This window comes from Luteibacter sp. 9133 (assembly GCF_000800155.1).
GTDB lineage: Bacteria > Pseudomonadota > Gammaproteobacteria > Xanthomonadales > Rhodanobacteraceae > Luteibacter > Luteibacter mycovicinus.
Genome location: NZ_JUHO01000001.1, coordinates 2,172,368 through 2,197,174 on the forward strand (window position 1 = coordinate 2,172,368; position 24,807 = coordinate 2,197,174).

Annotated in this window: 25 protein-coding genes; 10 read left to right on the forward strand and 15 right to left on the reverse strand. The window is 65.5% G+C overall.

All coding sequences use genetic code 11. From position 1 onward, the window contains the following. The first annotated feature begins 179 nt into the window (after positions 1-179). Complete coding sequence (locus FA87_RS09315) at positions 180-2,732, forward strand: EAL domain-containing protein (protein WP_043694069.1); 2,553 nt, start codon at positions 180-182, stop codon at positions 2,730-2,732. A gap of 32 nt (positions 2,733-2,764) precedes the next feature. After that, positions 2,765-3,421 (forward strand): phosphoglycolate phosphatase, encoded by a 657-nt coding sequence (gene gph, locus FA87_RS09320; protein ID WP_043694072.1) that lies wholly within the window; start codon positions 2,765-2,767, stop codon positions 3,419-3,421. A gap of 59 nt (positions 3,422-3,480) precedes the next feature. On the opposite strand, the gene msrA is transcribed toward gph, so the two are convergent. The 4 genes from msrA to FA87_RS09340 form a co-directional block, all read right to left on the reverse strand. Next, positions 3,481-3,981 carry a peptide-methionine (S)-S-oxide reductase MsrA gene (gene msrA, locus FA87_RS09325; protein ID WP_043694075.1) on the reverse strand — a complete coding sequence of 167 codons (501 nt, stop codon included), beginning with the start codon at positions 3,979-3,981 and terminating at the stop codon, positions 3,481-3,483. Next, positions 3,978-4,439 carry a peptide-methionine (R)-S-oxide reductase MsrB gene (msrB, locus tag FA87_RS09330; protein ID WP_036113072.1) on the reverse strand — a complete coding sequence of 154 codons (462 nt, stop codon included), beginning with the start codon at positions 4,437-4,439 and terminating at the stop codon, positions 3,978-3,980. The genes msrA and msrB overlap by 4 nt, the downstream gene beginning before the upstream one ends. Before the next feature lie 112 nt (positions 4,440-4,551). After that, positions 4,552-5,883 (reverse strand): HAMP domain-containing sensor histidine kinase, encoded by a 1,332-nt coding sequence (locus FA87_RS09335; RefSeq protein WP_043694077.1) that lies wholly within the window; start codon positions 5,881-5,883, stop codon positions 4,552-4,554. Then, positions 5,867-6,556 carry a response regulator transcription factor gene (locus FA87_RS09340; RefSeq protein WP_036113066.1) on the reverse strand — a complete coding sequence of 230 codons (690 nt, stop codon included), beginning with the start codon at positions 6,554-6,556 and terminating at the stop codon, positions 5,867-5,869. Before FA87_RS09340 ends, FA87_RS09335 begins: the two co-directional genes overlap by 17 nt. 137 nt (positions 6,557-6,693) lie before the next feature. Between FA87_RS09340 and FA87_RS09345 the strand changes: the two genes are divergently transcribed. The 3 genes from FA87_RS09345 (at position 6,694) to FA87_RS09355 (ending at position 9,140) form a co-directional block, all read left to right on the forward strand. After that, positions 6,694-7,467: a MipA/OmpV family protein gene (locus FA87_RS09345; protein ID WP_043694081.1), complete on the forward strand. Its 774-nt coding sequence runs from the start codon at positions 6,694-6,696 to the stop codon at positions 7,465-7,467. Between the two features lie 3 nt (positions 7,468-7,470). Then, positions 7,471-7,671 (forward strand): antitoxin Xre/MbcA/ParS toxin-binding domain-containing protein, encoded by a 201-nt coding sequence (locus tag FA87_RS09350; RefSeq protein WP_043694084.1) that lies wholly within the window; start codon positions 7,471-7,473, stop codon positions 7,669-7,671. 83 nt (positions 7,672-7,754) lie between these two features. Next, positions 7,755-9,140, forward strand: coding sequence for a PLP-dependent aminotransferase family protein (locus FA87_RS09355; protein WP_239709033.1), 1,386 nt, complete (start codon positions 7,755-7,757; stop codon positions 9,138-9,140). A gap of 38 nt (positions 9,141-9,178) precedes the next feature. On the opposite strand, the gene zwf is transcribed toward FA87_RS09355, so the two are convergent. Then, the gene (zwf, locus tag FA87_RS09360; RefSeq protein ID WP_043694087.1) at positions 9,179-10,666 is read right to left on the reverse strand and encodes a glucose-6-phosphate dehydrogenase; all 1,488 of its coding nucleotides are present in this window, start codon (positions 10,664-10,666) and stop codon (positions 9,179-9,181) included. A gap of 193 nt (positions 10,667-10,859) precedes the next feature. Here zwf and FA87_RS09365 point away from each other — a divergent pair, with 193 nt between their 5' ends. Next, positions 10,860-11,606 (forward strand): glucose 1-dehydrogenase, encoded by a 747-nt coding sequence (locus tag FA87_RS09365; protein WP_036113053.1) that lies wholly within the window; start codon positions 10,860-10,862, stop codon positions 11,604-11,606. Here FA87_RS09365 and yjjX read toward each other — a convergent pair. From yjjX to FA87_RS09385, 4 genes are all read right to left on the reverse strand, one after another. Then, the gene (yjjX, locus tag FA87_RS09370) at positions 11,603-12,172 is read right to left on the reverse strand and encodes an inosine/xanthosine triphosphatase (protein ID WP_043694090.1); all 570 of its coding nucleotides are present in this window, start codon (positions 12,170-12,172) and stop codon (positions 11,603-11,605) included. The genes FA87_RS09365 and yjjX overlap by 4 nt on opposite strands. 53 nt (positions 12,173-12,225) lie before the next feature. After that, complete coding sequence (locus FA87_RS21300; protein ID WP_043694093.1) at positions 12,226-14,136, reverse strand: methyl-accepting chemotaxis protein; 1,911 nt, start codon at positions 14,134-14,136, stop codon at positions 12,226-12,228. Between the two features lie 78 nt (positions 14,137-14,214). Next, complete coding sequence (gene pgm, locus FA87_RS09380) at positions 14,215-15,855, reverse strand: phosphoglucomutase (alpha-D-glucose-1,6-bisphosphate-dependent) (RefSeq protein WP_043694096.1); 1,641 nt, start codon at positions 15,853-15,855, stop codon at positions 14,215-14,217. Between the two features lie 104 nt (positions 15,856-15,959). Then, on the reverse strand, positions 15,960-16,652 hold the full coding sequence (locus FA87_RS09385) for a response regulator transcription factor (RefSeq protein WP_052191257.1): 693 nt from the start codon (positions 16,650-16,652) through the stop codon (positions 15,960-15,962). A gap of 138 nt (positions 16,653-16,790) precedes the next feature. Here FA87_RS09385 and FA87_RS09390 point away from each other — a divergent pair, with 138 nt between their 5' ends. Both FA87_RS09390 and FA87_RS09395 read left to right on the forward strand, forming a co-directional pair. After that, a complete protein-coding gene (locus FA87_RS09390) occupies positions 16,791-17,534 on the forward strand; it encodes a hypothetical protein (RefSeq protein ID WP_156108725.1) in 744 nt (247 codons plus the stop codon). Then, on the forward strand, positions 17,503-18,360 hold the full coding sequence (locus FA87_RS09395; protein ID WP_081996539.1) for an NAD-dependent protein deacetylase: 858 nt from the start codon (positions 17,503-17,505) through the stop codon (positions 18,358-18,360). Before FA87_RS09390 ends, FA87_RS09395 begins: the two co-directional genes overlap by 32 nt. On the opposite strand, the gene tadA is transcribed toward FA87_RS09395, so the two are convergent. The 5 genes from tadA to FA87_RS09420 form a co-directional block, all read right to left on the reverse strand. Then, positions 18,351-18,866 carry a tRNA adenosine(34) deaminase TadA gene (tadA, locus tag FA87_RS09400; RefSeq protein ID WP_043694099.1) on the reverse strand — a complete coding sequence of 172 codons (516 nt, stop codon included), beginning with the start codon at positions 18,864-18,866 and terminating at the stop codon, positions 18,351-18,353. The genes FA87_RS09395 and tadA overlap by 10 nt on opposite strands. Positions 18,867-18,910: 44 nt before the next feature. Further along, positions 18,911-19,465, reverse strand: coding sequence for a DNA-3-methyladenine glycosylase I (locus FA87_RS09405; protein ID WP_043694101.1), 555 nt, complete (start codon positions 19,463-19,465; stop codon positions 18,911-18,913). 59 nt (positions 19,466-19,524) lie between these two features. After that, positions 19,525-20,085, reverse strand: a complete 561-nt coding sequence (locus tag FA87_RS09410; protein WP_036113037.1) for a TetR/AcrR family transcriptional regulator — start codon at positions 20,083-20,085, stop codon at positions 19,525-19,527. Positions 20,086-20,090: 5 nt separating this feature from the next. After that, on the reverse strand, positions 20,091-20,555 hold the full coding sequence (locus FA87_RS09415) for a nuclear transport factor 2 family protein (protein WP_036117550.1): 465 nt from the start codon (positions 20,553-20,555) through the stop codon (positions 20,091-20,093). A 120-nt stretch (positions 20,556-20,675) separates the two neighbouring features. Next, positions 20,676-21,839 carry an NADH:flavin oxidoreductase/NADH oxidase gene (locus tag FA87_RS09420; RefSeq protein ID WP_052191258.1) on the reverse strand — a complete coding sequence of 388 codons (1,164 nt, stop codon included), beginning with the start codon at positions 21,837-21,839 and terminating at the stop codon, positions 20,676-20,678. 257 nt (positions 21,840-22,096) lie between these two features. Here FA87_RS09420 and FA87_RS09425 point away from each other — a divergent pair, with 257 nt between their 5' ends. After that, positions 22,097-23,011 carry a LysR family transcriptional regulator gene (locus FA87_RS09425; RefSeq protein WP_036113034.1) on the forward strand — a complete coding sequence of 305 codons (915 nt, stop codon included), beginning with the start codon at positions 22,097-22,099 and terminating at the stop codon, positions 23,009-23,011. A gap of 51 nt (positions 23,012-23,062) precedes the next feature. Here the strand turns inward: FA87_RS09425 and FA87_RS09430 are convergent, their stop codons facing one another. Beyond that, entirely contained in the window at positions 23,063-23,953 is an 891-nt protein-coding gene (locus FA87_RS09430) for an AraC family transcriptional regulator (RefSeq protein WP_043694105.1), read from the reverse strand. 98 nt (positions 23,954-24,051) lie between these two features. Between FA87_RS09430 and FA87_RS09435 the strand changes: the two genes are divergently transcribed. Next, complete coding sequence (locus tag FA87_RS09435) at positions 24,052-24,795, forward strand: SDR family oxidoreductase (protein WP_043694108.1); 744 nt, start codon at positions 24,052-24,054, stop codon at positions 24,793-24,795. The last annotated feature ends 12 nt before the right edge of the window (positions 24,796-24,807 follow it).

The window sequence follows — 24,807 nt, forward strand, 5'->3', positions numbered from 1 at the left end:
GGATTTCTTAAGTAATCATGCGTTACCCATCATTACGGCATGGAAACGTCGGCGGATGCATCGCATCAACACCCAAAAATTGGCAAATGCACACTTCGCCGCATCTGTGAAGATGATTGCGGGCGATCCGAGAGACTGTTAGCGTCCTCATTTCCAGGGGGGATAGGCGTTCCATCGCCGTGATCAACGAGTTCAGGAAAACTTCTTCGCTGGTCCGGTCCATCGGCTTCGCGGTAGGCATGATCATCGGCATCGGTCTGGCGGCCGTCCTGTTTCAGGATTACCGTCACCGCGTGCAGGCGGCGCATGCTCAGGCGCAGGCTCTCGCGGACGGTGCACAGCGTCTGCTCAGTGCGCGCCTGCATACCATCGAGCGCGCGATGCAGGCCGTCGCGGCCAATGCCCGCGATCTCGCCAGCACCGTTCCTGCGCAGGCGCAGGCACTGGTCGCCGATAACCTTAAGGGCGTCATGGCACGCCATGAGCAGGTCGAAAGCATCGTCCTGGTCGACGCGCAGGGACAGCCGATCAGCGCCGGCGATCCGGAACCCTCTATCCGCCAGTGGAGTGGCGACCTCACGCGCGGTGCGGACCTGCGCACGGGTCCGCTCGCACGACACAACGACGGTTGGGTCATGCCGCTGGCTGTGCCTCTGTCAGATGGGGGCTGGGTACTCGTCCGCCTCAGGCAGGCCGAATTCCAGGACGTCGTGGACAACCTCCACGCCGGCTCGCAGGACGTGGCCGCCATCACCGATCGCTTCGGCGTGATCGTCGCCCGGACGGGTGCGAATGCCGAACTGACCGGCAAGCCGGTCGACATGCTGTTCGCACCGGACGACGTCCGTCTGGGCCGCCGCGTCAGTCGCATCGACGGCGTGGAGCGTCTCATTTCCGCCGCGGCGCCGGGACGATATCCGCTGTGGGTGGGATTCGGCACGGCAAGCGCCGCTGTCGTCGAAAGCTGGTACCCCGTGGTTGCGCTCACCGGCGCGCTCTACCTGCTGTACTGGATCGTCCTGCTGTACATCCTGCGCCGCATCGGTCGCGCCGAACGCGACCACCTGCGCTATGTCGAACAGATCGAAACGGCCGAGCGCCGGTTCCGCATCATCTTCGACAAGAATCCGATGCCCTGCTGGGTCTACGACGTCGACACACTGCGCTTCCTGGTCGTGAACCAGGCGGCCATCGACGCGTACGGTTACACGCGGACGCAATTCCTTGCCATGACCCTGCTGGACATCCGGCCCGCCGCCGACGAGGGTGCCCTGAAGGCCGCCGTTACGAACCGCGACGTTCGCGCCGCCGAAAAACATCCCTGGACACACCGTCGCGCGGACGGAAGCCTGCTCCAGGTACGGGTCCACGCCTCCGACATCGACTTCCCCGGGCACGCCGCGCGTCTGGTGGTGGCCGAAGATGTCACCGAAAGGTTGCGTAACGAGCGTGTTCTGCGTCACAGGGCCACACATGACGCCACCACGGGTCTGCACAACACGGATGCCCTGCTCGAATTCCTCGACGACGACCGTCGCCGCTCGGTCGGTTACGAACTGGCCTTCGTTCAACTGCGCGGCCTCGAGCTGATCAGCGATACGTTCGGGCAGGCCGTCGGTCAGGACGTGCTCCGCGTGATGGCGGACCGCTTCGCGGCCCTCAGGGGCCCCGACAGCGCCGTGGCCCATCGTCCCGCGGAAACCTTCGTCCTCGCCATTTTGAACAATGAGCGCCGTGGCGAGATGCTGGCGGCGCTGATGCGCGCGGTAACCTCGCCCGTCAGCGTCCATGGCATGTTGCACGTCCTCGAACCGCGGGTTGGCCTTGCCGTGCACCCGCGTGACGGCGAGCGGGCCGAGAAGGTCCTGGGCGCGGCCGCCCTCGCGGCGCAGATGGGTAACGGCGCGCCGGGCACCTGGCACGTGTTCGAGGCGGCCATGGCGGCGGCATCGATCAACCGACTGAAGATGGCGGCGCAGATTCGTAACGCCCTGGATCAGGACACCTTCATCGTCCACTTCCAGCCGATCATCCGCAGCCGCGATGGCCTGATCGTCAGCCTCGAAGCGCTGATCCGCTGGCCGCTGCCGGACGGCGACTTCGTCGCACCGGACGTCTTCATTCCGCTGTGCGAGGAAACCGGCCTGATCGTTCCTCTCGGCCATCGTGTGCTGCGTGAGGTTGGGCGAGCGTACGTGACCATGGCGCAGGCGGGCTTCGCGGACATCGCCCTCGCGGTGAACGTCTCGGCCGTGCAGCTGCAGCGCGACGACATCGTCGATGCGATCCGCCAGACCATCGCCGATTACCACCTGCCGACGGGAGCGATCCAGGTCGAACTCACCGAGAGCGCCGTGATCGGCGATCAGGCCCTTCGCGCGATGGATGCCCTGAAGGCACTGGGCGTACCGGTGCACCTCGATGATTTCGGTACGGGGTTCTCCAGCCTCGCCTATCTGCGCGATCTGCCTATCGATGCGCTGAAAATCGATCGCGCGTTTGTCGCCGAAATCGACTCCGAAGTTCGCTCGGCATCCGTCTGCGAAGCCATCCTGACGCTCGGCCATACCCTGGGCCTGCACGTGATCGCCGAAGGCGTGGAGCGCGAATCGCAGGCGGAATGGTTGATCGCGCATGGCTGCGACTACCTGCAAGGCTTCCATGCCGCCATGCCCATGTCCGTCGACGATGTGATCGTCTTCATGCAGGAGCGGCGGGCGGCAAGGGCGTAGAATGGCGGTCTTTGCGCCCGGAGCCCGAGCCTGTGACCTTTCCCTTTTCGCTGGTCATCTTCGATCTGGACGGCACGCTGGTCGACAGCGCCGCCGACATCGCCGAGTCGGTCAACCGCACGCTGACCGACTGGAAACTGCCCACCGTCGACACCGCGCGCATCACCGAGTGGATCGGTGAGGGCTCGCGCAAGCTGATCACCTACGCGTTCCGCGATGCCGGGAGCGACGCCGATATCGACGCGGTGATGCCCGGTTTTCTCGAGCACTATGCCGAGACCGCGCTCGATGCCGTCGCCTATGACGGCGTCGTCGAAACACTGGCGGCGCTGCATGCGCAGGGCGTGAAGATCGCGGTCTGCACCAACAAGAACGAAGAGTTCGTCCGTCCGCTGCTCGAGGTTCGCGGCATGCTGCCGTACGTGGATACCATCGTCGGCGGTAACACGCTTCCCGAGCGCAAGCCCAGCGGCGTGCCCTTGCTGCATATCGCCAAAGCGGCGGAAGTCGCCGTGTCGGACGTGCTCATGGTCGGCGATTCGGAGAGCGACATGCTGGCGGCGCATGACGCGGGTGTGGCGCTGGTCATGGTCAGCTACGGCTACCGCAAGTCGCTGGATCTGCAGAAAGCCGGTGCACTGGCTGTGATCGACCGCATGCCCGACCTGCTTTCCATCCGCCCGCGCTGATCGCCGCCCGTCCCGCCCGCGTGCCAGGCCCGGCGGCGCCGGGCCTGGATCAGGTCACATCAGGCCGCGCGTCGGGGCAGTACCCAGTCCGGACGGATGAAATGACAGGTGTAACCGCTCGGATACTTTTCCAGATAGTCCTGATGCTCCGGCTCGGCTTCCCAGAAATCCCCCGCCGGGGCGAGTTCGGTCACGACCTTGCCCGGCCATAGCCCCGATGCATTGACGTCCGCGATCGTGTCCTCGGCGACGGCTTTCTGCTCGTCGTCCAGGTAGAAAATCGCCGACCGGTAGCTCAGCCCGCGGTCGTTACCCTGGCGGTTCAGCGTCGTCGGATCGTGGATCTGGAAGAAGAACTCCAGGATCTTCCGATATCCGATCTTCGCCGGGTCGAACTCGATTTCGATGGCTTCGGCATGGGTGCCGTGGTTGCGGTACGTCGCGTTGGGCACGTCGCCACCGGAGTAGCCGACACGCGTGGCGATCACGCCGGGCTGCTTGCGGATCAGGTCCTGCATACCCCAGAAGCAGCCGCCGGCCAGAATGGCGCGTGACGTCATACGACACCTCCTTTTTCGTTGGCGAACAGGGCCACGTAATCCGGATAGCCTTCTTTCTCGAGATCGGCCACGGGGATGAAGCGCAGCGAGGCGGAATTGATGCAGTAACGGAGCCCGCCACGGTCGCGCGGGCCATCGGGGAACACGTGACCCAGATGACTGTCGGCATGCGTCGAACGCACTTCCGTGCGGATCATGCCGTGGCTGATGTCGCGGTTTTCGACGACATGCTCGTCCTCGAGCGGACGCGTGAAGCTCGGCCAGCCGCAGCCGCTGTCGAATTTGTCCAGCGACGAGAACAGCGGCTCGCCCGATACGATATCGACGTAGATACCGGGCTCATGGCTGTCGTGAAAGGCGTTCTGGAACGGCCTTTCGGTGCCACTCTGCTGGGTCACGCGAAACTGTTCGGGGGTGAGCCGGGAAAGGGCTTCGGGAGTCTTGCGATAGTCGGACATGGGGACCTCCTCGAGGGTTCGTCACATAATGCGGGCGGACCGCGTGGATGCAATGGCAACGTCGTCGCACCACCGGAGAGACCCGGCTCTGGCGTCTCCGGCCTGACGGAGGTCAGGCCAAAGGCAGCCGGATCCGGAAACGAGCGCCGCCACCGGGCGCGTCCGTCACGCCGATGTCGCCGCCGTGTCGTGCCACGATTTCCTGCACGAGATGCAAGCCCAGGCCGGTACCGACGCTGCTCGGCTGAAGGCGATAAAACGGAGTGAACACGCGCGCGCGCTCTTCCCTGGGAATACCCGGTCCCTGATCGCTCACCTGGAGCACACCGTCGTCGTGGACCTCGACATGAATGAGTCCCCTGCCCCCTGCGTGCACGATCGCGTTCTGGATCAGATTGGTCAGCGCGCGCAACAGCGAAAGGCGATCACCGACGATCTTCACGGGGTGATCCGGTGCGTCCATGGCCAGTTCGTATCCCGCGTCGAGCACCAGCGGCGCGACATCCGAGCTGACCTCACGCGCCAGGGCGACGAGATCCAGAACACCGAGGGTGTCGGGCTGACGGCCAAGGCGCTGCAGATCCAGTAGCTGCTCGGCGATGTTCGCCAGACGCGCAAGGTCGGTCAGCAGCCTCGTCCTCGAATCGCCGGGCGGAAGAGCCGCCAGACGGGCTTCGAGGATGGCGATAGGCGCGCGCAGTTCGTGGGCGGCATCCGTCAGGAAGCGGTCGCGCGCGTCGTAACCTTCGGCCAGCCGGGCCAGCGCGGTATTGAAGGCACGCACCAGAGGCTGCAGTTCGCGAGGTACCGCACCGTCCTCGAGGCGCGCTCCGCGATCGGCGATATCGATGTCCTCGGCCTGCCGGGCGACCCGACCGACGCCTGCCATCGCACGATGGATGATCCAGGGCACGGCGATGAGGGTCAGCAAGACCAGTGGCAGGCCGATACGCCATCCGAGGTAAAACGCGATCCTCGCGACGAGCACCGCGGGCCCGGAAATAGGCACACCGCCCACCATCACGTGTATACGGTCCCCGTCCCGCTCATCGACCGCCAGACGCATCGTCATCACGTAAGGTGGTTCGCCGCTGTGGATTTCCGAGGCTTCCAGTGAAGGCAGCGCGGCGACGAATGACGCGTACGCCGCTGGGACATGCCCATATTCCAGATGGCGCCCCTGTTCGTCCGCGGCGGCGAACCAGAGACCGGGCGACTTCGTGAGCAGCATCGCCATGTCGCGATCGTCGTCCAGACGCAGCGTCCCGCCTTCGACGACCAGCGAGCGCAGGATGGTCTTCGACACCGCATCGTCGATGTACGATGCCCGCGCATTGATCAGACTCCACGTCAACGCCGCGATCGTCGCCACCAGCGTCAGCGTCTGCAGCACACTGAGGCGCCAGGCCAGCCGTTTCGTCAGTGACTTACCGGGGTGATGCATTCGCCACCTCTCGCAACAGGTAGCCCACACCGCGAATCACGTGAATTTCCACGTGGGCGCCCCCTTCGGCGAGCACGCGGCGAAGCTTGGATACGTGCGCGTCCAGTGCATTGGACTGAATCGCATCGTCGAAGCCGTAAACGGCTTCCTGCAGCACCTCGCGTTGCACCGTGCGTCCGTGCCGGTAGGCCAGTGCCTCGAGCAGCAGGAGCTGCCTGCGCTGCAGCCGCAGACGCTCGCCATCGACGAAGACTTCCCGCGCACCGAAGTCGTAACGCAGGTTGCCGATGGAAGCGACCGGCAATGCGATCTGCGCCGGCCGGCGCGAGATGGCGCGTATGCGTGCGAGCAGTTCTTCGATAGCGAACGGTTTGACCAGGTAATCGTCGGCGCCCAGATCCAGCCCCTGAATGCGATCGGTCAACGTACCGCGCGCCGTCAGCATGATCACGGGCAGGTCGACGTGTACGGCACGTGCCTTCGCCACGAGCGTGGCTCCATCGCCGTCGGGGAGCTGACGGTCAAGCAGCAGCAGGTCATGCACCCTGCTCTGCAAGGCCTCCGTCGCATGCGCGATGTCACCCGCCAGATCCACCAGCATGCCGTGCCGATGCAGGGCTCCCTGAAGGGCCTCGGCCATCTCCGGCTCGTCTTCCACCAGCAATATGCGCATGCGCGACCCCGCCCGGCCCGCACCGCGGGCATGAAGGGGGGCGATGCTAACACGCGCTAAAGGCCTGACCGGACGCGCAATGTTGAGGCAATGTGGGCTCGCCACCATGCCCGACATCGTCCCCACGGTTACCTTGCATGTCGCTGCCCCGCTTCCGCTCCCTGCCCCTCGTCGCTGTCCTCGCCGGCGTCGCCGTCCCCGCGGCCCACGCGCAATCCTCCACCGATGGCCAGGCGCACTGGACGCTCGGCATCGGCGCGACCTGGAGCCCGAGCCCGTATCGCAGCTACGACAACAAGGCCTGGCCACTGCCGCTGGTCAATTACGAAGGCAAGTCGTTCTACTTCCGCGGCGCCTCGTTCGGCTATCGCTTGTATAAGACACCGAACGATGAGATCTCGGTCCTGGTGTCGCCGCTGGCCAACCGCTTTCGTCACGACGACAGCAACGATGCGCGGCTGCGCCGCCTATCCGATCGCGATATCTCCGGCATGGGTGGCATCGCCTGGAAGCACACGGCCGACTGGGGTGTCCTGCAGGCCTCGGCGCAGAAGGAATTCACCGGGCATGGTGGCGGCACGTCGCTCGATGCGAACTACGCTTATCCCATCCGCAAGGGCGCGCTTACCCTCACCCCGACTCTCGGCGTGACCCGCGCCAATGGGGCGCTCAACGACTACTACTACGGCGTGAGCGGACGCGAGGCGGCACGTAGCGGCCTGGCGTCGTACCGCGCCGGCAGCGGCACGGCGCCCTGGCTGGGTCTGGCGGCCATGTACCGCCTGTCGCCGTCGTGGATTACCGCCGCCGGCATGCGCTACACCGTGCTGCCCGACGCGGTGAAAGATAGTCCGATGGTCGGCGACGACCATACCCAGAGCTTCTTCCTCTCACTCAGCCACGTCTTCTGAGCCATGCGTAACGGCATCATTCATCGCATCGCCGACATCGCAAGGCTCATCGAGCCCGACCGCCGCGCCGTCTGGGAGTGGTTGCTGCGCACGCCTATCGGCGAGTTCGACGGCCGCACGGCCATCGAACTCGCGCACGTGGGCGAGGGACAGCGGGTCGTCGATCTTCTAGAGTCGGTTCTCTCGGGCGCACGCAGCGCCTGAGCCGTGCGCGTTGGCGATGTATGACCCAGCGCGCCGATGAGGCGCATACTACCTGACCATTCCCTCCCTACATGGTTGGCAAGGTGACACGGACAACCTCCCTGCAGGGTATCGACTGGGCCGGCGCGCTGGACGAAAAGGGACCGCGCTATCTGCAGGTCGTCCGCTTCATCGAACGCGCGGTCGCCGACGGAAGGCTTCGTCCCGGCGATCGACTACCGCCGCAACGCCTGCTCGCCCGCGCGCTCGGCATCGACCTCACCACCGTTACCCGCGCCTATGCCGAAGCCCGTGAGCGCCATCTGCTCCACGCGCGCGGCGCGCTGGGGACATTCGTCGCGGCGCCTCGGTTCGACACGACACAGGTCGTGGACCTCGGCATGAATCTGCCGCCCCCGCCAGACGGAATCGATCTGGCGGACCTGCTGAAACGCGGTATCGATCAGGTTCTGACGCATGCGGACGCGCACCTGCTGATGAGCTACCACGCCGGTGGTGGCAGCGCCGCGGACCGCGCGGCCGGCGCGCTCTGGCTGAAGCCCATGCTCGGGAAGCTGGATGAAGGACGTATCGTCACCTGCCCCGGCGCGCAGACGGCGCTGGCCGGTCTGATCCTCGCCCTGACCGTTCCGGACGAGGCGATTCTGACCGACGCACTGCTCTATCCCGGCATGATCACGGCGGCGGTAAAACTGGGGCGCCGCCTGATCGCCGTCGCCGGCGATGCGGACGGGATGCTTCCGGACGAGCTGGCAAACGCCGCGGCGCGCGAGAACGCGCGGGTGCTCTACCTGAATCCGACGCTATGCAATCCAACGGCCCGGACGGTACCGGAGACGCGCCGGATCCAGCTGGCCGACGTGGCGCGGATGCACGGCCTGCAGGTGATCGAGGACGACCCGTACTGGGCGCTCGCGGACGACCCTCCGCTGCCCCTCGCCCGACACATCCCGGAGCGCACTTACTACGTAGCGACCTTATCCAAGGCGCTCACACCGGGGCTGCGTACGGCTTACGTGGTGTCGCCCGACGCGGCGGCGCGTGGCGCGTTCCTGACCAGTCTGCGCGCCGTGAGCCTGATGCCTGCTCCGATGACGACCGCCCTGACCACGCAGTGGATTCACGACGGCACCGCGGCCGCCGTGCTGGAAGGCGTGCGGCGTGAGGCGCGTGAAAGGCAGCGCATGGCGGCCTTCGCGCTGAGCCGTGTCGACGTCGCCTCTCAGGGTATTCACCTCTGGCTTCCCCTGCCCGCCCGCTGGACGGCCCGCTCGCTGACGACCGCGGCGCGGCTGGACGGCCTCGCCGTGACACCGGCCGAGGCGTTTTCCCTGGGCGCGCCGCCGGGCGAGGCGATTCGTGTGTCGCTGGGAGGAGTGAAGGAGCGCGTGCGACTGAAGCAAGGGCTCGATCGCCTCGCCACGCTGCTGGAGCGTGGCGAGACGAGTGAAGCCTCATTGGTCGTGTAAGCGCTCAACCTGGCGGGAACCGGCCTGCCGGCGACGACTCAGGCCGCGATATCTTCTACCCAGACATGCCCCGCCTGACGCAGCAGCGCCCGGGCCGAATCCGGTCCCCAGGTGCCCGCTTCGTAGGCATCCGGTCCCGTCTGGTCGTCATGCCAGGCTTCGAGAATGGGCGTCACCCACTGCCATGCGGCCTCGGTTTCGTCCTTACGCACGAACAAGGCCGGACTGCCCTTCACCGCATCCAGCATCAGCCCTTCATACGAATCGCGATAGACGATGCGCGAGGGCTCGTTCAACTTCGAGAACGCATCCACCTCGTCCAGCGCAAACCGGTTACCCGGCTGCTTCACGAACAGCGGCAAGGTCACGCTCTCGTTCGGCTGCACACGAATCACCAGACGGCTGCCCGGACGTGCCTCACCGAACAGGCCCGGCTCCGCCGCGCGGAACTGGATCACCACCTCGGTCAGCTTCTCCGGCATGCGCTTGCCCGATCGCAGGTAAAACGGCACGCCATGCCAGCGCGGCGTATCGATCTCCGCCTTGAGCGCGACGAAGGTTTCGGTATTGCTGGGCGTTTCGCCGGGCAATTCCTCGCGATAGGCCGGCACCGGCTTGCCCGCGTTGGTGCCCTGCACGTACTGGCCGCGCGCCACATGGGCGCTGAGATTGTTCCGGTCCAGCGGTTTGAGGGACTTCAGGACGCGCACTTTCTCGTCGCGCAGCGCGTCGGCATCCAGCGATGACGGACGCTCCATCGCGACGACCGTCAATACCTGCAGGAGATGGTTCTGGATCATGTCGCGCAGCGCGCCGGAGCCGTCGTAGTAACCACCCCGGCCTTCCAGACCCACCGTCTCCGCCGCCGTGATCTGCACGTACTCGATCGACTCGTGGTCCCACATGCGCTCGAGCATGGGATTGGCGAAGCGCAGCGCGATGATGTTCTGCACCGCTTCCTTACCGAGGTAGTGATCGATGCGGAAGATGCTGTTTTCGGGGAAGTGGCGACCGACGCCCTCGTTGACCTTGCGCGCGGTATCCAGGTCGGTACCGATCGGCTTCTCGAGCACGATGCGCGACGTTTCGGTGCGCAGACCTTTTTCGTCGACGTTCTTCGCGATATCGCCATAGAGGTCGGGCGAGGTGGCGAGATAGAAGACGCGGATGCGGTCATTCGTCGCGCCGTCGTCCAGCAGCGACTTGAGGCCGTCCCAGTTACCGCCGGACTCGGCGCCATTGAGGCTCACATAGTGAACCAGCTCGAGGAACCGGTTCACCGTGTCGTCCGAGTATTCCTCGGCGCGGATGAATTCCTTCAGGGCTTTCTGCGCCCGTTCGCGGTACGACGTGTCGTCGAGCGGCGAGCGCGCGGTACCGACGATGCGTGAGTCCGACGGCACCTGGCCTTCAGCGAAGCGGCGATACAGCGCGGGCAACAGCTTGCGCATGGTCAGGTCGCCGGTGGCGCCGAAGATGACGTAGTCGAACGAGTCGACGGGTTCGAGTGCGGTCGAAGTGCTCATGGCTCGGGAGTTCCAGAAGGGTATGCCGTTCATCAATGCGGCATTGCATCATGGATTCAACCCCGGCGCACCTAAACAATCTTGCGTACGCCGCATAAGTGTTGTGACGCGGCGCCTATGACACCCCTGCCCTGGCGACCCCATGGATAGCTCTCCGACGGCCAGATCGGCGGTCATTCAAGGAACCAGTCCCATGAGCAAGCTGAAAGACAAAGTCGCGCTGGTCACCGGCGCATCCAAGGGTATCGGCGCCGCCATCGCCCGGTCGCTGGCCGCCGAAGGCGCGTCGGTCGTCGTCAACTACGCTTCGAGCAAGGCGGGCGCGGACGCGGTCGTGGCAGCCATCGAGGCGGCCGGTGGCAAGGCTGTCGCGGTAGGCGGTGACGTCTCGAAGCAGGCCGACGCGGAAGGGCTCGTTGCCGCCGCCATCGAGCACTTCGGCCGTCTGGACATCGTCGTCAACAACTCCGGTGTCTACGAGTTCGCATCGATCGAGGCCACCACCGAAGAACTGTATCGCCGCATCTTCGATATCAACGTACTGGGCACCATTCTGGTGACGCAGGCCGCGTCGAAGCACCTGGGCCAGGGCGCGAGCGTGATCAACATCGGATCCGCAGTCACGCGTATCACACCGGTCGACAGCAGCGTCTACACGGGCACCAAGGGCGCGGTCGACGCGATTACCGGCGTGCTCTCGCGCGAGCTCGGCCCGCGCGGCATCCGCGTCAACTCGGTCAACCCGGGCATGGTCATCACCGAAGGCACGCACACGGCGGGCATCGCCGGCGGCGACTTCGAAACCTGGGCTGCCAGCCAGACCCCGCTCGGCCGCGTCGGCAAGCCGGAAGACATCGCGCCGATCGTGACCTTCCTCGCCTCGGACGACGCACGCTGGGTGACCGGCGAACTGATCCTCGGCTCGGGTGGCATGCGCTAAGCGTCTTCCGCCGCGACCAGCCCGTAGAGTTCCGGATGCAGGAACGGCGCCATCGCCAGCATGATGGTCTGCGTGTACGCGCTCTCGCGCGTCACGTGACCATTCGTGACCAGGCCGATGGCGCCACCCTGCTGCTTGATGTTGACGGTGCCGAACAGGCGATCCATGACGGGACCGAGCTCCTCGCCATCGACCAGCGCCTCGTAAACGGCCGGCGGCAGGGGCAGCCACGCGCTGCAGCCGACCGATACGTCATCGCCCCCGGCGATCGCGACATAGCCCATGGTGCCCGGACCATCCGCGGTGACGTCCACGCCGCCCTCCAGCGCCACGTAAAAGTCCGCCTCGCCGCCGTGTGCGCGGCAGTATTCCATCCGGTTGATCGCGCCTTCGCGAGTCTCGGCGGCGGTCATCGGTTGTTCCGGCACGCCGGACGGTGCGTGCATGCCTTCGCATTCGATCAGCCGTCCCGGAAAAAGCGGTGCGATAGCGTTGCGTACCGCGCCGATCTTGACGGGATTGAGGGAGCCGACGACGACCTTGAGCGTGCTTTGGGGTGACGACATGACGGGACCATGGGGGCGATGAAAGTCCCCCATGGTAACAAGCGCCCCTTATCTCAGAGCCTGAACCCGCCGACCACCGCTTCGAGCGTACGCGTCTGGTCTTCCATCGCCTTGGCCGCGGCAGCCGCTTCCTCGACCAGCGCCGCGTTCTGCTGGGTCATGTCGTCCAGCTGGGTGACCACACCGCTGACCTGGTCGATGCCCTGGCTCTGCTCGGTGCTGGCCGCCATGATCTCCTCCATGAAAGTAGCGACGTGGGCAACGCTGCCGGTGAGTTCACCGATGCGCTGGCCGGCGACGCGGACCAGCTGCGAACCGCGCTCGACGTCGTCGACCGACTCGGCGATCAGCGCTTTGATGTCCTTCGCCGCCTTGGCGGAACTCTGCGCGAGACTGCGGACTTCGCTTGCCACAACCGCGAACCCGCGACCCTGCTCGCCCGCCCGGGCCGCTTCCACCGCCGCGTTGAGCGCCAGCAGGTTGGTCTGGAAGGCGATACCGTCGATCACACCCACGATGTCGGCGATGCGTGCGGACGACTGGCTGATCGCGTCCATCGTCACGACCACTTCGTTCACCGTGCCGCCGCCATCGCGCGCCGCGTTGGCTGCCTCACGCGCCAGCGTATTGGCCTGACGGGCGTTATCGGCGTTCTGGCGCACGGTCGCCGTCAGTTCTTCCATGGACGCAGCCGTCTCTTCCAGCGAGCTGGCCTGCTCCTCGGTACGCTGCGAAAGATCCATGTTGCCGCTCGCGATCTGCGTGGCCGCCGACGAGATGGCCGACGAGCTGTCGCGCACCTGACGCATCATGCCCTGCAGACGGGCGATGAAGTCGTTGAAGCTCTCGACCACGCCGTTGTATTCGCTGCCGCTGCCGTTCGCCAGGCGACGGGTCAGATCGGCGTCGCCGGAGTTGAGGTCGTCGATGTTGGCCTTGAGGGTCGCGAGCTGCTTCATCAGCGCACGGATGCCCAGCACCAGCGCCACGATGAGCAGAAGCGCCAGAGGCACCTGCACCGCGGCGAGCTTGGTCAGGATGCGAGTGCTGTTCTCGGTAAGCAGCCGGGTCGGCAGACTCGTGGCGAGCACCCACGGAGTGCCGGCGATTGGCTTCAGGAACAGCGTGTGCGACTCGCCATCCGCGTCGTAATCGAGCTCGACCTGACCGCCCTTGGCCACCTTCGGCAGGGCGTCCTTCACCTGCGCGATCATCGCCGAGCCAGCGGCCAGATCGGGGATCTTCTTCAGGACGATATCGTCCTTGATGTAGGTGCTGTTGCTGACCACCGTGCCGTTCGGCTCGACGATCAGGATCTGACCATGGACCTTCTTCTCCATGTCGGCGACCAGGCGGTTGAAGAAGCCCAGCGTGACGTCGATGGTGGAGACGCCGAACACGTCATCGCCCTTGTAGATCGCCATGGCGCAATTGGTGCGCGGCTGTGCGCTGGCATCGTCCTTATAGGCATCGGCCCAGAGACAATGACCACGCGGAGCGCTGAGGCCATTCTTGTACCAGCTCTGCTCCCAGTACTTGAGCGCGTCAGGCTGATTCCAGTGCGTGTTGACCACGAGCTTGTTGCTGGCATCCCGGGCGAAGAAGGTACTGTCGCGCTCCTTGCTCGCCTCGCGCTTGAACGGCAGCGGCCAGATGCCACCACCGAACACGTCGGGATCGCCGTACTGGTCGACCAGACCCGGCTGAAGACGGTCGATGGACGCGCTGTCCATGAGCGCCACCGTCTGCGTGATGCTGCGCTGCTGCGCTTCGACCTGCTTGAGCTTGTTGGTGATGACGGTGCCGATCTCGTCGACATTGCGGCCGACGAGTTGCGCCTCGGTCGCCCGCAGGTCGGGGCTGACGAACAGCCGGACGACGATCAGGGTGAGGACCACCAGTACGATAAAAGAGCCCAGCACGGCTACGGTATAGCGGGCCTGGGTCGACTTGAGAAAATTCACGCGAGTGCCGTTAGTAAGGGGACCCTTACCTATCGGCTTGACGAGGGCTTAACTTTAGCCCTCGTCAGCACCTTAGTTTCAGCTGAGAGCCTTGTCTACCATGGCCTGCGCCTCAGCCAGCACCTGCTGGAGGTGATCGTTGCCGCGAAAACTTTCGCCGTAGACCTTATAGATGTCCTCGGTGCCCGACGGACGGGCCGCGAACCATGCCTCCGCGGAAATCACCTTGATCCCGCCGATCGGCTGGCCGCCCGCCTGATTGACCACCTCGACGATCGGATCGCCGGCGAGCGTCCTGGATTCGACCTGGTCCGGAGCGAGCTTCGACAGCTTCGCCTTCTGCGCGTGGGAGGCCGGCGCGTCGATGCGCGAATTGGCCGGATCACCCAGTTCGCCGGTGATACCCCGGTAGATCTCACCGGGATCCTTGCCCAGCCGCGCGGTCATCTCGCCGGCAAGCAACGCGGCGACGATGCCGTCCTTATCGGTCGACCAGGCCCCGCCGTCCTTCGACAGGAACGACGCGCCAGCGCTTTCCTCGCAGCCGAAGCCGAGACTGCCGTCGTAGAGTCCGGACACGAAGTACTTGAACCCGACCGGCACTTCGCGCAGCGGGCGGCCCAGATGCGCGGCGATGCGGTCGAGCAGACCCGTGCTCACCGCCGTCTTTCCGACGGCCGCGTCCGCGCGCCAGCCGGGTCGATTCTGGAAGAGATACCACGCGGCGGCCGCCAGGTAGTGATTGGCCGGCAGCAGCCCCGTGCTGGGCGCGACCACGCCGTGGCGATCGTGGTCCGTGTCGCAGGCGAAGGCCACGTCGAACTTATCCTTCAGGCCGATCAGCCGCTGCATCGCATAGGCGGACGATGGATCCATGCGGACGCGGCCATCCCAGTCGAGCGACATGAAGGAGAAGGTCTTGTCGACGGTCTCACTGACCACGGTCAGGTCGAGCTTGTAACGCTCACCGATGGCGCGCCAGTAGTGGACGCCGGCGCCACCCAGAGGGTCCACGCCCATCCGGACGCCCTTGTTCCGGATGATGTCCAGATCGAGCGCATTGCCCAGATCGGCCACGTAGCGTTCCAGGAAGTCGTATTCCTGGGTCGTCGACGCCTTCAGCGCCTGTGCGTACGGCTGCCGCTTCACGTCACGCAGGCCGCCCTCGATCAGCGCGTTGGCGCGGGCCGCGATCCAGGATGTCGCATCGGTATCGGCGGGCCCACCGTGCGGCGGGTTGTACTTGATCCCGCCGCTTTCGGGCGGGTTGTGCGACGGCGTGATGACGATGCCGTCGGCATGTCCGCTGTCGCGCCCATGGTTGAACACCAGGATCGCGTGCGAGACCGCGGGCGTGGGGGTGTATTCCCCACCGGCCGAGATGTAAGTCGGCACGTCGTTCGCGGCGAGCACTTCGAGCGTGCTCTCGAACGCCGGGGCGGACAGCGCGTGTGTATCGATGCCTACGAACACAGGCCCGTCCACGCCTTCCTTACGGCGATACTCACAGATCGCCTGGACCACGGCCTGCACATGCCAGGCGTTGAACGAACGGTCGAACGAGGAGCCGCGGTGGCCGGACGTACCGAAGACGACGCGCTGCTCGGGTACCGACGGATCGGGTCGCAGATCGTGATACGCGGCAAGCAGGGCGGCGACGTCGACCGGAGTGGTTTCCGTAGCGGGCTTTCCCGCCAGCGGGCTGATCTTGGCACTCACCGATAGCTCTCCTTGGGCGGTGCCGTCAGGGCACCGGACCGGGGCATTGTAGGCATGCCGCCTGAATGGCGTTGTCAAACCGGTGTGCACTTTTGAGATTTTTTCTATGTCCGGCGCGGTCGCCTGCGACTATCTTGTTTGCCATCGCTCTCATCGGCCGGCGGTAACCGCAGCCGGTCGATGTATTCGAAGATCTCAGCATCCGTGTCCAGCCGCAGCTTGCGCATGGCATTCGTCTTCTGCTGGCTCACGGTCGAAAGACCACGGCCCGTGGCGCGGGCGATGTCGGTCACGCTGTTACCCGCGGCGAACAACCGCAGGATCTCCAGCTCCCTCGGCGACAGGTCCGCCAGGGTGCCCTTGCCCACCGGCTCGCCCTGCGGCGTAACGATCATCTCGCGAACGGAGGCACCCAGGTACACATGGTTGGACACGATCTGCGCCAATGCCTCGGGAATTTCCCGGGTGTCGCCCGACTTCCCGATCAGTCCGCGGACGCCCGTACCGAGAATCTCGCGATACAGCGCGGGATTGGCCAGCGTGGTGATCACCATGATCGGCAATGCCGGATAGAGCTTCCGCACTTCCGTAAGCAGCGCGAGCCCGTCCCGTCCGGGCTCCGGCATGCTGAAATCGGTAATCAGCGCATCGCAAGGCTGCGCGGCGAGCGCAGCCAGCAGTTCATCGGGCGATTGCGCCTCGCCGACCACGTCGGCAAGGCCGTCCTTGGTCAGGGCCAGGCTGATGCCCTTGAGAACGACGGGATGATCATCCGCAAGAATGACGCGGTGAACCATGAGTAATCCTTTCTCCGTAGCCAGTCCGTGCGGCGGGGCGCAGAGTTGAGCACATCGCCGCCGGCATCGCCACTACGAATGCGCCTGCGCGCGCGAGTTCACGCATGGCGCGAACGCATCGCCCGGGCCTGCGTCCGCATGGGTGCGAGCGCTGACCTGCCCGACCTGCTGACGCGCGTAAGCCACTACTACACGGGCCTCGCCCGGCAGCGCGGCGGCACGCTTCAGCTCGAGCTGGACGCCGCCCTGGCGCCCGATCTCGTGGGTCCTTACGCAGCGCTCGGTGACGTCCTTTGCCTGCTGCTCGACCGCGCCTTCGCCGTCACCGTCCATGCACATGTCGCGCTGCAGGTCGATGTCGTCGGCGATGTGCCGGACGGCCAGCTGGTCCACATCACGGTGGCCGATCCCGGCGAGACGCTCGACGACTGTCCAGGCCTGGACACTGCCGCCCGGCTGATCGCCTCGCTCGATGGCGTCCTGCACAGGGAGTGCGCGCCGGATCGGGGTACACGGGTCATCATCGAGGTCACGCTGACCTTGCCACGCCATCCTCCGCGCATCGACATCGAGACCCTGCGGACCACGCTCGGAGGCACCCATGCGCTGCGCGAAGTGATCTCGGCACTGGATCGCTCACTCAGCCGCGATCTTTCCGAACTCGACGTCCTGCTCGCCCAGCCCGGCATCGCCGATCTGCAGGCCTGGCTGCACCGGGTCTCCGGTGCGCTTGGTATGGCCGAGGCCACCGACCTCGCGCGCCTGGGACTCACGCTGGAGCGCCGCCTGGCGGAAGAACGGGATGCCAGCGTCGACGCGGCGATCCGGCGCTTCGGGGAAGACGCCGCGCATGCGCTTCAGGTGCTGCGCAAACACAGCTGAGCGATCGGCTATAGTGCCCGGCACTGTGAGTACCCTGCACACCTTCATCGACACCCATCCGCGCCTCTTCGTGCTGACTGGCGCAGGCATCAGTACCGATTCCGGTATTCCCGACTACCGCGATGGTCAGGGCGCGTGGAAACGCAGCCCGCCGATGACCCTGCAGATGTTCATGAGCGGTCCGCCGGCCCGGGCACGCTACTGGGCGCGTGGCATGATCGGCTGGCGCCATTTCTCATCGGTGAGCCCCAACCTCGCGCATCGGGCACTGGCACGGATGGAGCACGAGGGGCGCATCGAACTCCTGCTGACCCAGAACGTCGACGGGCTTCACGAAGCGGCCGGCAGCCTCAATGTGGTGGACCTCCACGGACGCCTCGACCGCGTGCGCTGCATGCAATGCGGCGATATCACGACGCGCTCCTCCATGCAGGCCAGGCTCGAGGAAGCGAACCCCGCGTGGCTCGCGCTGCAGGCCACGGTGGCGCCCGATGGCGACGCCGACCTCGACGAGGTGGACTTCAGCGCATTCGTCATCCCGACCTGCACGGTCTGCGGCGGGATCCTGAAACCCGATGTCGTCTTCTTCGGTGAAAACGTTCCCCGCGCCCGCGTCGACACGGCCTGGGCGCACCTGGCCCGGGCCGACGCCATGCTGGTGGTCGGCTCGTCGCTGATGGTCTACTCCGGCTACCGCTTCGTTCTCGAGGCCTCGCGCAAAGGTCTGCCGATCGCCTCGGTCAACCTCGGCGTCACCCGCGCGGATGCACTGATCGACGTGAAAATCGAGCAGTCGGTCACGGACGCGCTCGCGCCCTACGCCTGACCTTCAACCCGTGGCGCCTGGCGCCTCGCGCGGAAGAACTCGCGCAGCATCGTGCTCGCCACGTCAGCCCCGAGGCCGCCCTCGACCGTCACCCGGTGGTTGTGCAACGGCGAAACCAGCGTGTCGAACACGCTCCCGGCCGCGCCGGTCTTGGGGTCGGTCGCGCCGAACACCACGCGCCCGACCCGTGCGTGGATCATGGCCATCGCGCACATGGTGCAAGGCTCGAGCGTCACATACAGCGTGGAGCTTGGAAACCGGTAGTTGGCGACAGCCTGGCCTCCGGCCCGCAGCGCCTGGATTTCCGCATGCGCGGTGGGGTCGCTGAGGGTGATGTTGCGATTCCAGCCTTCGCCGATGGCGACGCCACCCTGCACGAGCACGGCACCGACGGGCACCTCGCCCTCCGCATCGCGCGCGTGTTCCGCCAGCTGAAGCGCACGGGCCATCCACGCGCGATCGGCGTCGGTAAAGCGGTCGTCGCTGGAAACCGGAGGTGCGGACAAGAGCGGTCTTCCGTCAGGCAGGCCGGGGATTCTACGTCGTTTCGTCAGCGACGGAAGCAGCCGAGAGCGTGGTCGTCGACGATACCCACGGCCTGCATCCAGGCATAGGTGATGGTCGGACCGACGAACTTGAAGCCGCGCTTCCTGAGGTCTTTCGAGATGGTGACCGACAAAGGCGTCTGCGTAGGCGCCGTACGGCCGTCGCCACGAATCACCTTGCCGTCGGTGAACGACCAGCAGTAGCTGTCGAAGTCTTCGCCGCGGGCGCGCATGTCTTCATAAATGCGCGCCCCGTTGATGGTGGCCTCGATCTTGGCGCGCGAGCGGATGATGCCAGCATCGTCCAGCAGGCGCACGATGTCCTTCTCACTGAAGCGGGCAACCTTGACCGGATCGAACCCCTTGAACGCTTTGCGGAAGTTTTCGCGTTTGCGCAGGATGGTGATCCACGAGAGCCCAGCCTGAAAACCTTCCAGCATCAGCTGCTCCCAGAGCATGCGCGAATCGTGCAGAGGCTCGCCCCACTCCGTGTCGTGGTACTCGGTGTAGAGCGGGTCGGATCCGGCCCAGGCACAGCGTGTGGGTTCTATGGTGGGCATGAGAGGCGATCCGTCGGTGCCGGAGATCAGGACTTAGGGGCGGCAACAGTTCGTACATCTTAGCGCCCGGCACTTGTCCGACAAGCCATCCGGGCCGCGACACGTCTGAAAATGCCGGGCTGACCCAGCGACCGCGACAGAACGATCGCCCCCTGAATGCCAGCGACCGCATCTTCCGCCATCTCGCGCGCCATGACCCGGGGCTGTCCCAGCCGACCAAGGCATTCGCTCAGAGCATCGATCCAACAGACAAAATAGTTCTTCACCGCCATCGCGAAGCGGTCGCGTGTCTCATCCAGGGCGAATGCCCCGACCAGACACACGCGTCGTCCTGAATCGAAATAGGTATCCACGGCTTTCCACATCCCTTCGATCGCCACATCAGGCTCGGCGTCACGCAACGGCTTGAAGATGTGTTCATTGAACCAGGCATCGATATCCGCAAGAACGGCCGCCGCCATCTCTTCCTTCCCACCGGGAAAAAAGTGATAGAGGCTTCCTTTGCCCAGCCCGGTACGCTCGGTGATACGGCTCATCGTCGCCCCGTCGTAGCCGAGTTCCCGAAACGCCTCGGCCAGCAGCGGGATGATCTCCGCACGCTCGTAGACCTCGCGAGCCATCGCGCTCAAAGTCCCAGATCGGAGAGTCCCGGATGATCGTCCGGACGACGCCCCTGCGGCCAGTGGAACTTGCGATCGGACTCGGCGACAGGCAGATCGTTGATGCAGGCGTAACGGCGCTCCATCTCGCCCTCCGCGCTGAATTCCCAGTTCTCGTTGCCGTATGAGCGGTACCACTGACCGCTGTCGTCGTGCCATTCATAGGCGAAACGGACGGCGATACGGTTGCCGTCGAAGGCCCAGAGCTCCTTGATCAGACGGTAGTCGTGCTCCTTCTCCCATTTGCGGGTGAGGAAGGCGACGATCGCCTCGCGGCCATGGACGAACTCGGCGCGGTTACGCCACTGGCTGTCGCGGGTGTATGCCAGCGCGACCTTCGCCGGGTCGCGGCTGTTCCAGCCGTCTTCGGCCATGCGGACCTTCTGAACGGCGGTAGCGTGCGTGAAGGGAGGGAACGGAGCGGCCACGATCGGATTCCTGTGTCGATGGAGGTCGCAGTGTACCGATTGGTACAGAGATTCGCTTGAACGAAAATGCCGCAGGGGTCGACCCTGCGGCACGTCGGACCGGCGCTGCTTGCCAGCGATAACTCAGCGGTAAGCGCCACCCTCATCCCGCCGCCACGCGGCCTGCGGTTCGACCAGCCCTTCGACGTCGAAGAGGTGGCGATGCCGCGACGGCTGCGAACGCAGGTACTGCTTGGGCGGATGGACCGTGCCGCCCAGTTCGGCGGCGGCATGCCAGGGCCAGCGCGGGTCGTAGAGAATCGTTCGCGCCAGGGCGATCAGGTCGGCCTCGCCCGTGGCCACGATGGCTTCCGCCTGCTCGGGGCTGGTGATCAGACCGACAGCCACGACCGGCATGTCGACCGCTTCCTTCACACCGCGCGCGAACGGCACCTGATAGCTCGGTCCGACCGGGATCTTCTGGTGTTCGTCGAGGCCGCCGGTGGAAACGTGGATGGCATCGCAGCCACGCGCCTCCAGCGCCTTGGCGAAGGCGATGGTCTGCTCGAGGTCCCAGCCGCCGTCCACCCAGTCGGTCGCGGAAACACGCATGGTCACGGGGCGATCGACGGGGAACGCGGCGCGCACGGCGTCGAAGACTTCCAGCGGGAAACGCATGCGGTTCTCAAGCGAACCGCCGTATTCGTCGCTACGCTGGTTGGACAGCGGCGAAAGGAACTGGTGCAACAGGTAGCCATGGGCCCCGTGCAGCTGCACGAACGCCAGGCCCAGGCGCGCCGCACGCACGGCGGCCGCGGCGAACGCGTCGCGCACCCTCGCGAGGCCGGCCTTGTCGAGCTCGGTCGGAGCTACATCGCCCGCGTGGAAGGGAATCGGCGAAGCACCTACCGTCTGCCATCCGTGTACGTCATCCGGCGCCAGCTGATGACCACCGGCCCAGGGTGTCTCGGTGGACGCCTTACGTCCGGCGTGGCCGAGCTGGATACCGATCGGCATATCGGACCAGTGGCGCACACTCTCCAGCACCTTGCCCATGGCCGCCTCGGTGGCATCGTCGTACAGGCCGACGTCACCCCAGGTGATGCGACCTTCCGGCTCGACGGCCGTCGCCTCGATGGTCAGCAAACCCGCACCGGACAAGGCCAGCTGCCCCAGGTGAATCTGGTGCCAGTCGGTCATGCGGCCATCGTTGTCGGCCGAGTACTGGCACATGGGAGCGATCACGATCCGGTTGGCCAGTTCGAGGTTACGTACGCGGAAGGGTTTGAAAAGCGCGGGCTGCGCCATGAGTGGCTCCGGAAAAAGGGTCGGGATGGCTCCCGACATGGTGATCAGCAGGGGAATCGGCAAGCACGCGAGCGAATGAGAGTCACGCGGCACATTCAGTCGCTCAGTTCATCAATATAGTTCGATCGGCAGGCCACATGGCTTGGATGATCGTGAGGTGCCGTGGTCAGGACGTAATATGAAAGCTGGTCGCCCGGGCGACAAGGCGTCCCGCGGACCGACACCCGTTCCTTGAATTCACGAATAGAGGTTTCTTCATGGATAACCGCGCCGGTGAAATGGAAGCGTTCATGCGCGTCGTGCAGGCCGGCAGTTTCGCCGGCGCCGCCCGCGCCGCAGGCCTCTCACCGTCGGCGATCAGCAAGCTGGTCGCACGTCTCGAGGCGCGTCTGGGCACCCGCCTGATCGTACGCACCACCCGCACGCTGCAGCTCACGCCTGAAGGCGAGGTCTATCACGCGCGTGCCTTGCGCGTGCTGGCCGATATCGATGAAGCGGAGCGCCTGGTCGCCCATGGCGCCCGGTCGACGCCCTCCGGGCGGCTCAGAGTCAGTGCCTCGGTGTCGTTCGGCGTGCGCAAGGTGGTGCCACTGGTGCCCGACTTTCTCGCCCTGTACCCGCGCGTCGAACTGGACCTGTCGCTGAGCGACAGCATCGTGGACCTGGTGGACGATCGTGCCGACGTCGCCATCCGCGTCGGCACCCTGCCCGACTCCGGCCTCAAGGCCCGCAAGATCGGCGAGGCCGGGTTCGTCGTCTTCGCTTCGCCGGCCTATCTGAAAAGCCATGGCGTACCCACCACGCCGGACGACCTGGCCTCACATAACTGCCTGGCCTTCAACCTCGGTCCGGCGTTTACCTCGTGGCCGTTCCTGGACCCCGCGACGGGACAGGTACGTCAGGTGCCCATCGGCGGCAATTTTCGCGCGAACAACGGGGAGACGATGCGGCGCATGGCGATGGAAGGCGTGGGTATCGCCCGCCTGTCGAGTTACCACGTCGAGCGCGACATCGCCGAAGGGCGGCTGATATCGATCCTCGACGCGTTCGCTACCGGCGAACGTCAGGCGACCCACGCCGTATTCGTGGGACATCCGCACCTGGCGTCGCGCATCCGGGCCTTCGTGGATTTCCTGGTCGAGCGGGTTCCGATGGGCGAACAGGCCGCCTGAGCGATCGCAGCGGATACATCACCGGGCATCGCATATCGTCCCGACGCGCTTCTACGCGTCTCTGAATTGCGTCGGCGGCATGCCTACATGGCGCGCGAAGGCGACGCTGAAGGCGCTCGCCGAGCTATAGCCGACACGCCCCGCGACGGTAGCCACGCCCATGTCTTTCCCACGCAGCAGCCGCCTGGCCAGAGCCATACGCCACGACAGCAGGTATTCCATGGGAGCCACACCCACGGCGCGGCTGAAGCGCTCGAAAAACACCGAGCGAGACAGCGCCGCGATCTTCGCAAGTTCCACGACGGTCCAGGGCTTCTCCGGACTTGCGTGCATCTGCCGGAGCGCGAGGGCCAGGCGTGCATCGGTCAGTCCCCGTACCAGCCCGGGCGACGCCGCCGTACCGGTCGATCGCAGTGCCTCGATGAAAAGCAGTTCCAGCAGATGAGCGAGTACGACATCGCGCGCCGGCCGTTGCGCGCGCGATTCATCGCGCAGGAGTTCGACCAGCGTAGCGAGGCGACGCTCGCCACGCACCAGCACGATCCGGGGAAGCAGCGAGACGAGCAGATCGGCGTCCGGGGAGCCGAACGCACAGTGACCGATCAGGTATTCCACATCCGCCGGCGCGTCGATGGTTCCGAGACGGAACCGGCCATCGGGCATGGCCGCGGGCAAGCTATCCGGCGCGTCGTCCGGCACTTCCACCAGGCCCGACATGGTGAAGTCGAAGGCTTCGGGAATCAGGATGAAGTCGCCTGCCTCGAGCGTGATCGGCGCCTCTCCGTTCGTCTGCATCCGGCTGGACCCATCGAGGATGACGCAATAAAACGGCTGCCCCGCTTCTTTCCGGCGAACGCGCCAGGGCCCCGCCGCGCTGACTGCCTTCGAAAATGTCGGCTTCGGCTGTAGCAAGGTGACGACATCGGCGAGCGGATCGACCACGACCGGACTCCTGCAAACGATAATGGGACGAATGATTGTAGCAAGTCCGGATGCCGGGCCGTATCGTGACTCTCCTGCACACCCACCCAAGAGATCCCATGAAAACCGTCCTGATCACCGGCTGCTCGTCCGGCTTCGGCCTCGAGATCGCCCGCTACTTCCTCGACCGCGACTGGCATGTCGTCGCCACCATGCGCACGCCACGCGAAGACGTCCTGCCCCGCTCCGACCGCCTGCGGGTGATCGCACTCGACGTCACCGATCCGGCCAGCATCCGCCGGGCCGTGGCGGACGCCGGCCCGATCGACGTTCTGGTCAACAATGCGGGGATCGGCATGCTCAACGCGCTGGAGGGCACGCCAATGGACGTTGCCCGCGACGTATTCGAGACCAATACGCTCGGCAGCATCGCCGTGACGCAGGCTTTCGTTCCGCAGATGCGCGAGCGCAAGGACGGCGTGATCGTCAATGTGACCTCGACCGTGACGCTCCGCCCCCTGCATCTGCTGTCCGTCTATACGGCGAGCAAGGCCGCGGTGAATGCCTTCTCCGACTCGCTGGCGCTCGAACTGGAGCAGTTCAACGTGCGTGTTCGTGTCGTGCTGCCGGGCCGCGCGCCTGACACGCGGTTCGGCGAGAACGCCCAGCCACGCATGGCGGCGGGTTTCCCCGAGCCGTACGCGGAACTGGCGAAGAACGTATTCGCTAGCTGGCAAGGCAATCATCCCATCACGCGGTCGGTGCAGGTCGCCGAGGCGGTATGGCTTGCGGCGAACGATGCGGAAAGTCCGTCACATATTCCTGCTGGCGATGACGCGGTGGCGCTGGCTGCAACTCACTGATCCGAGGTTCGC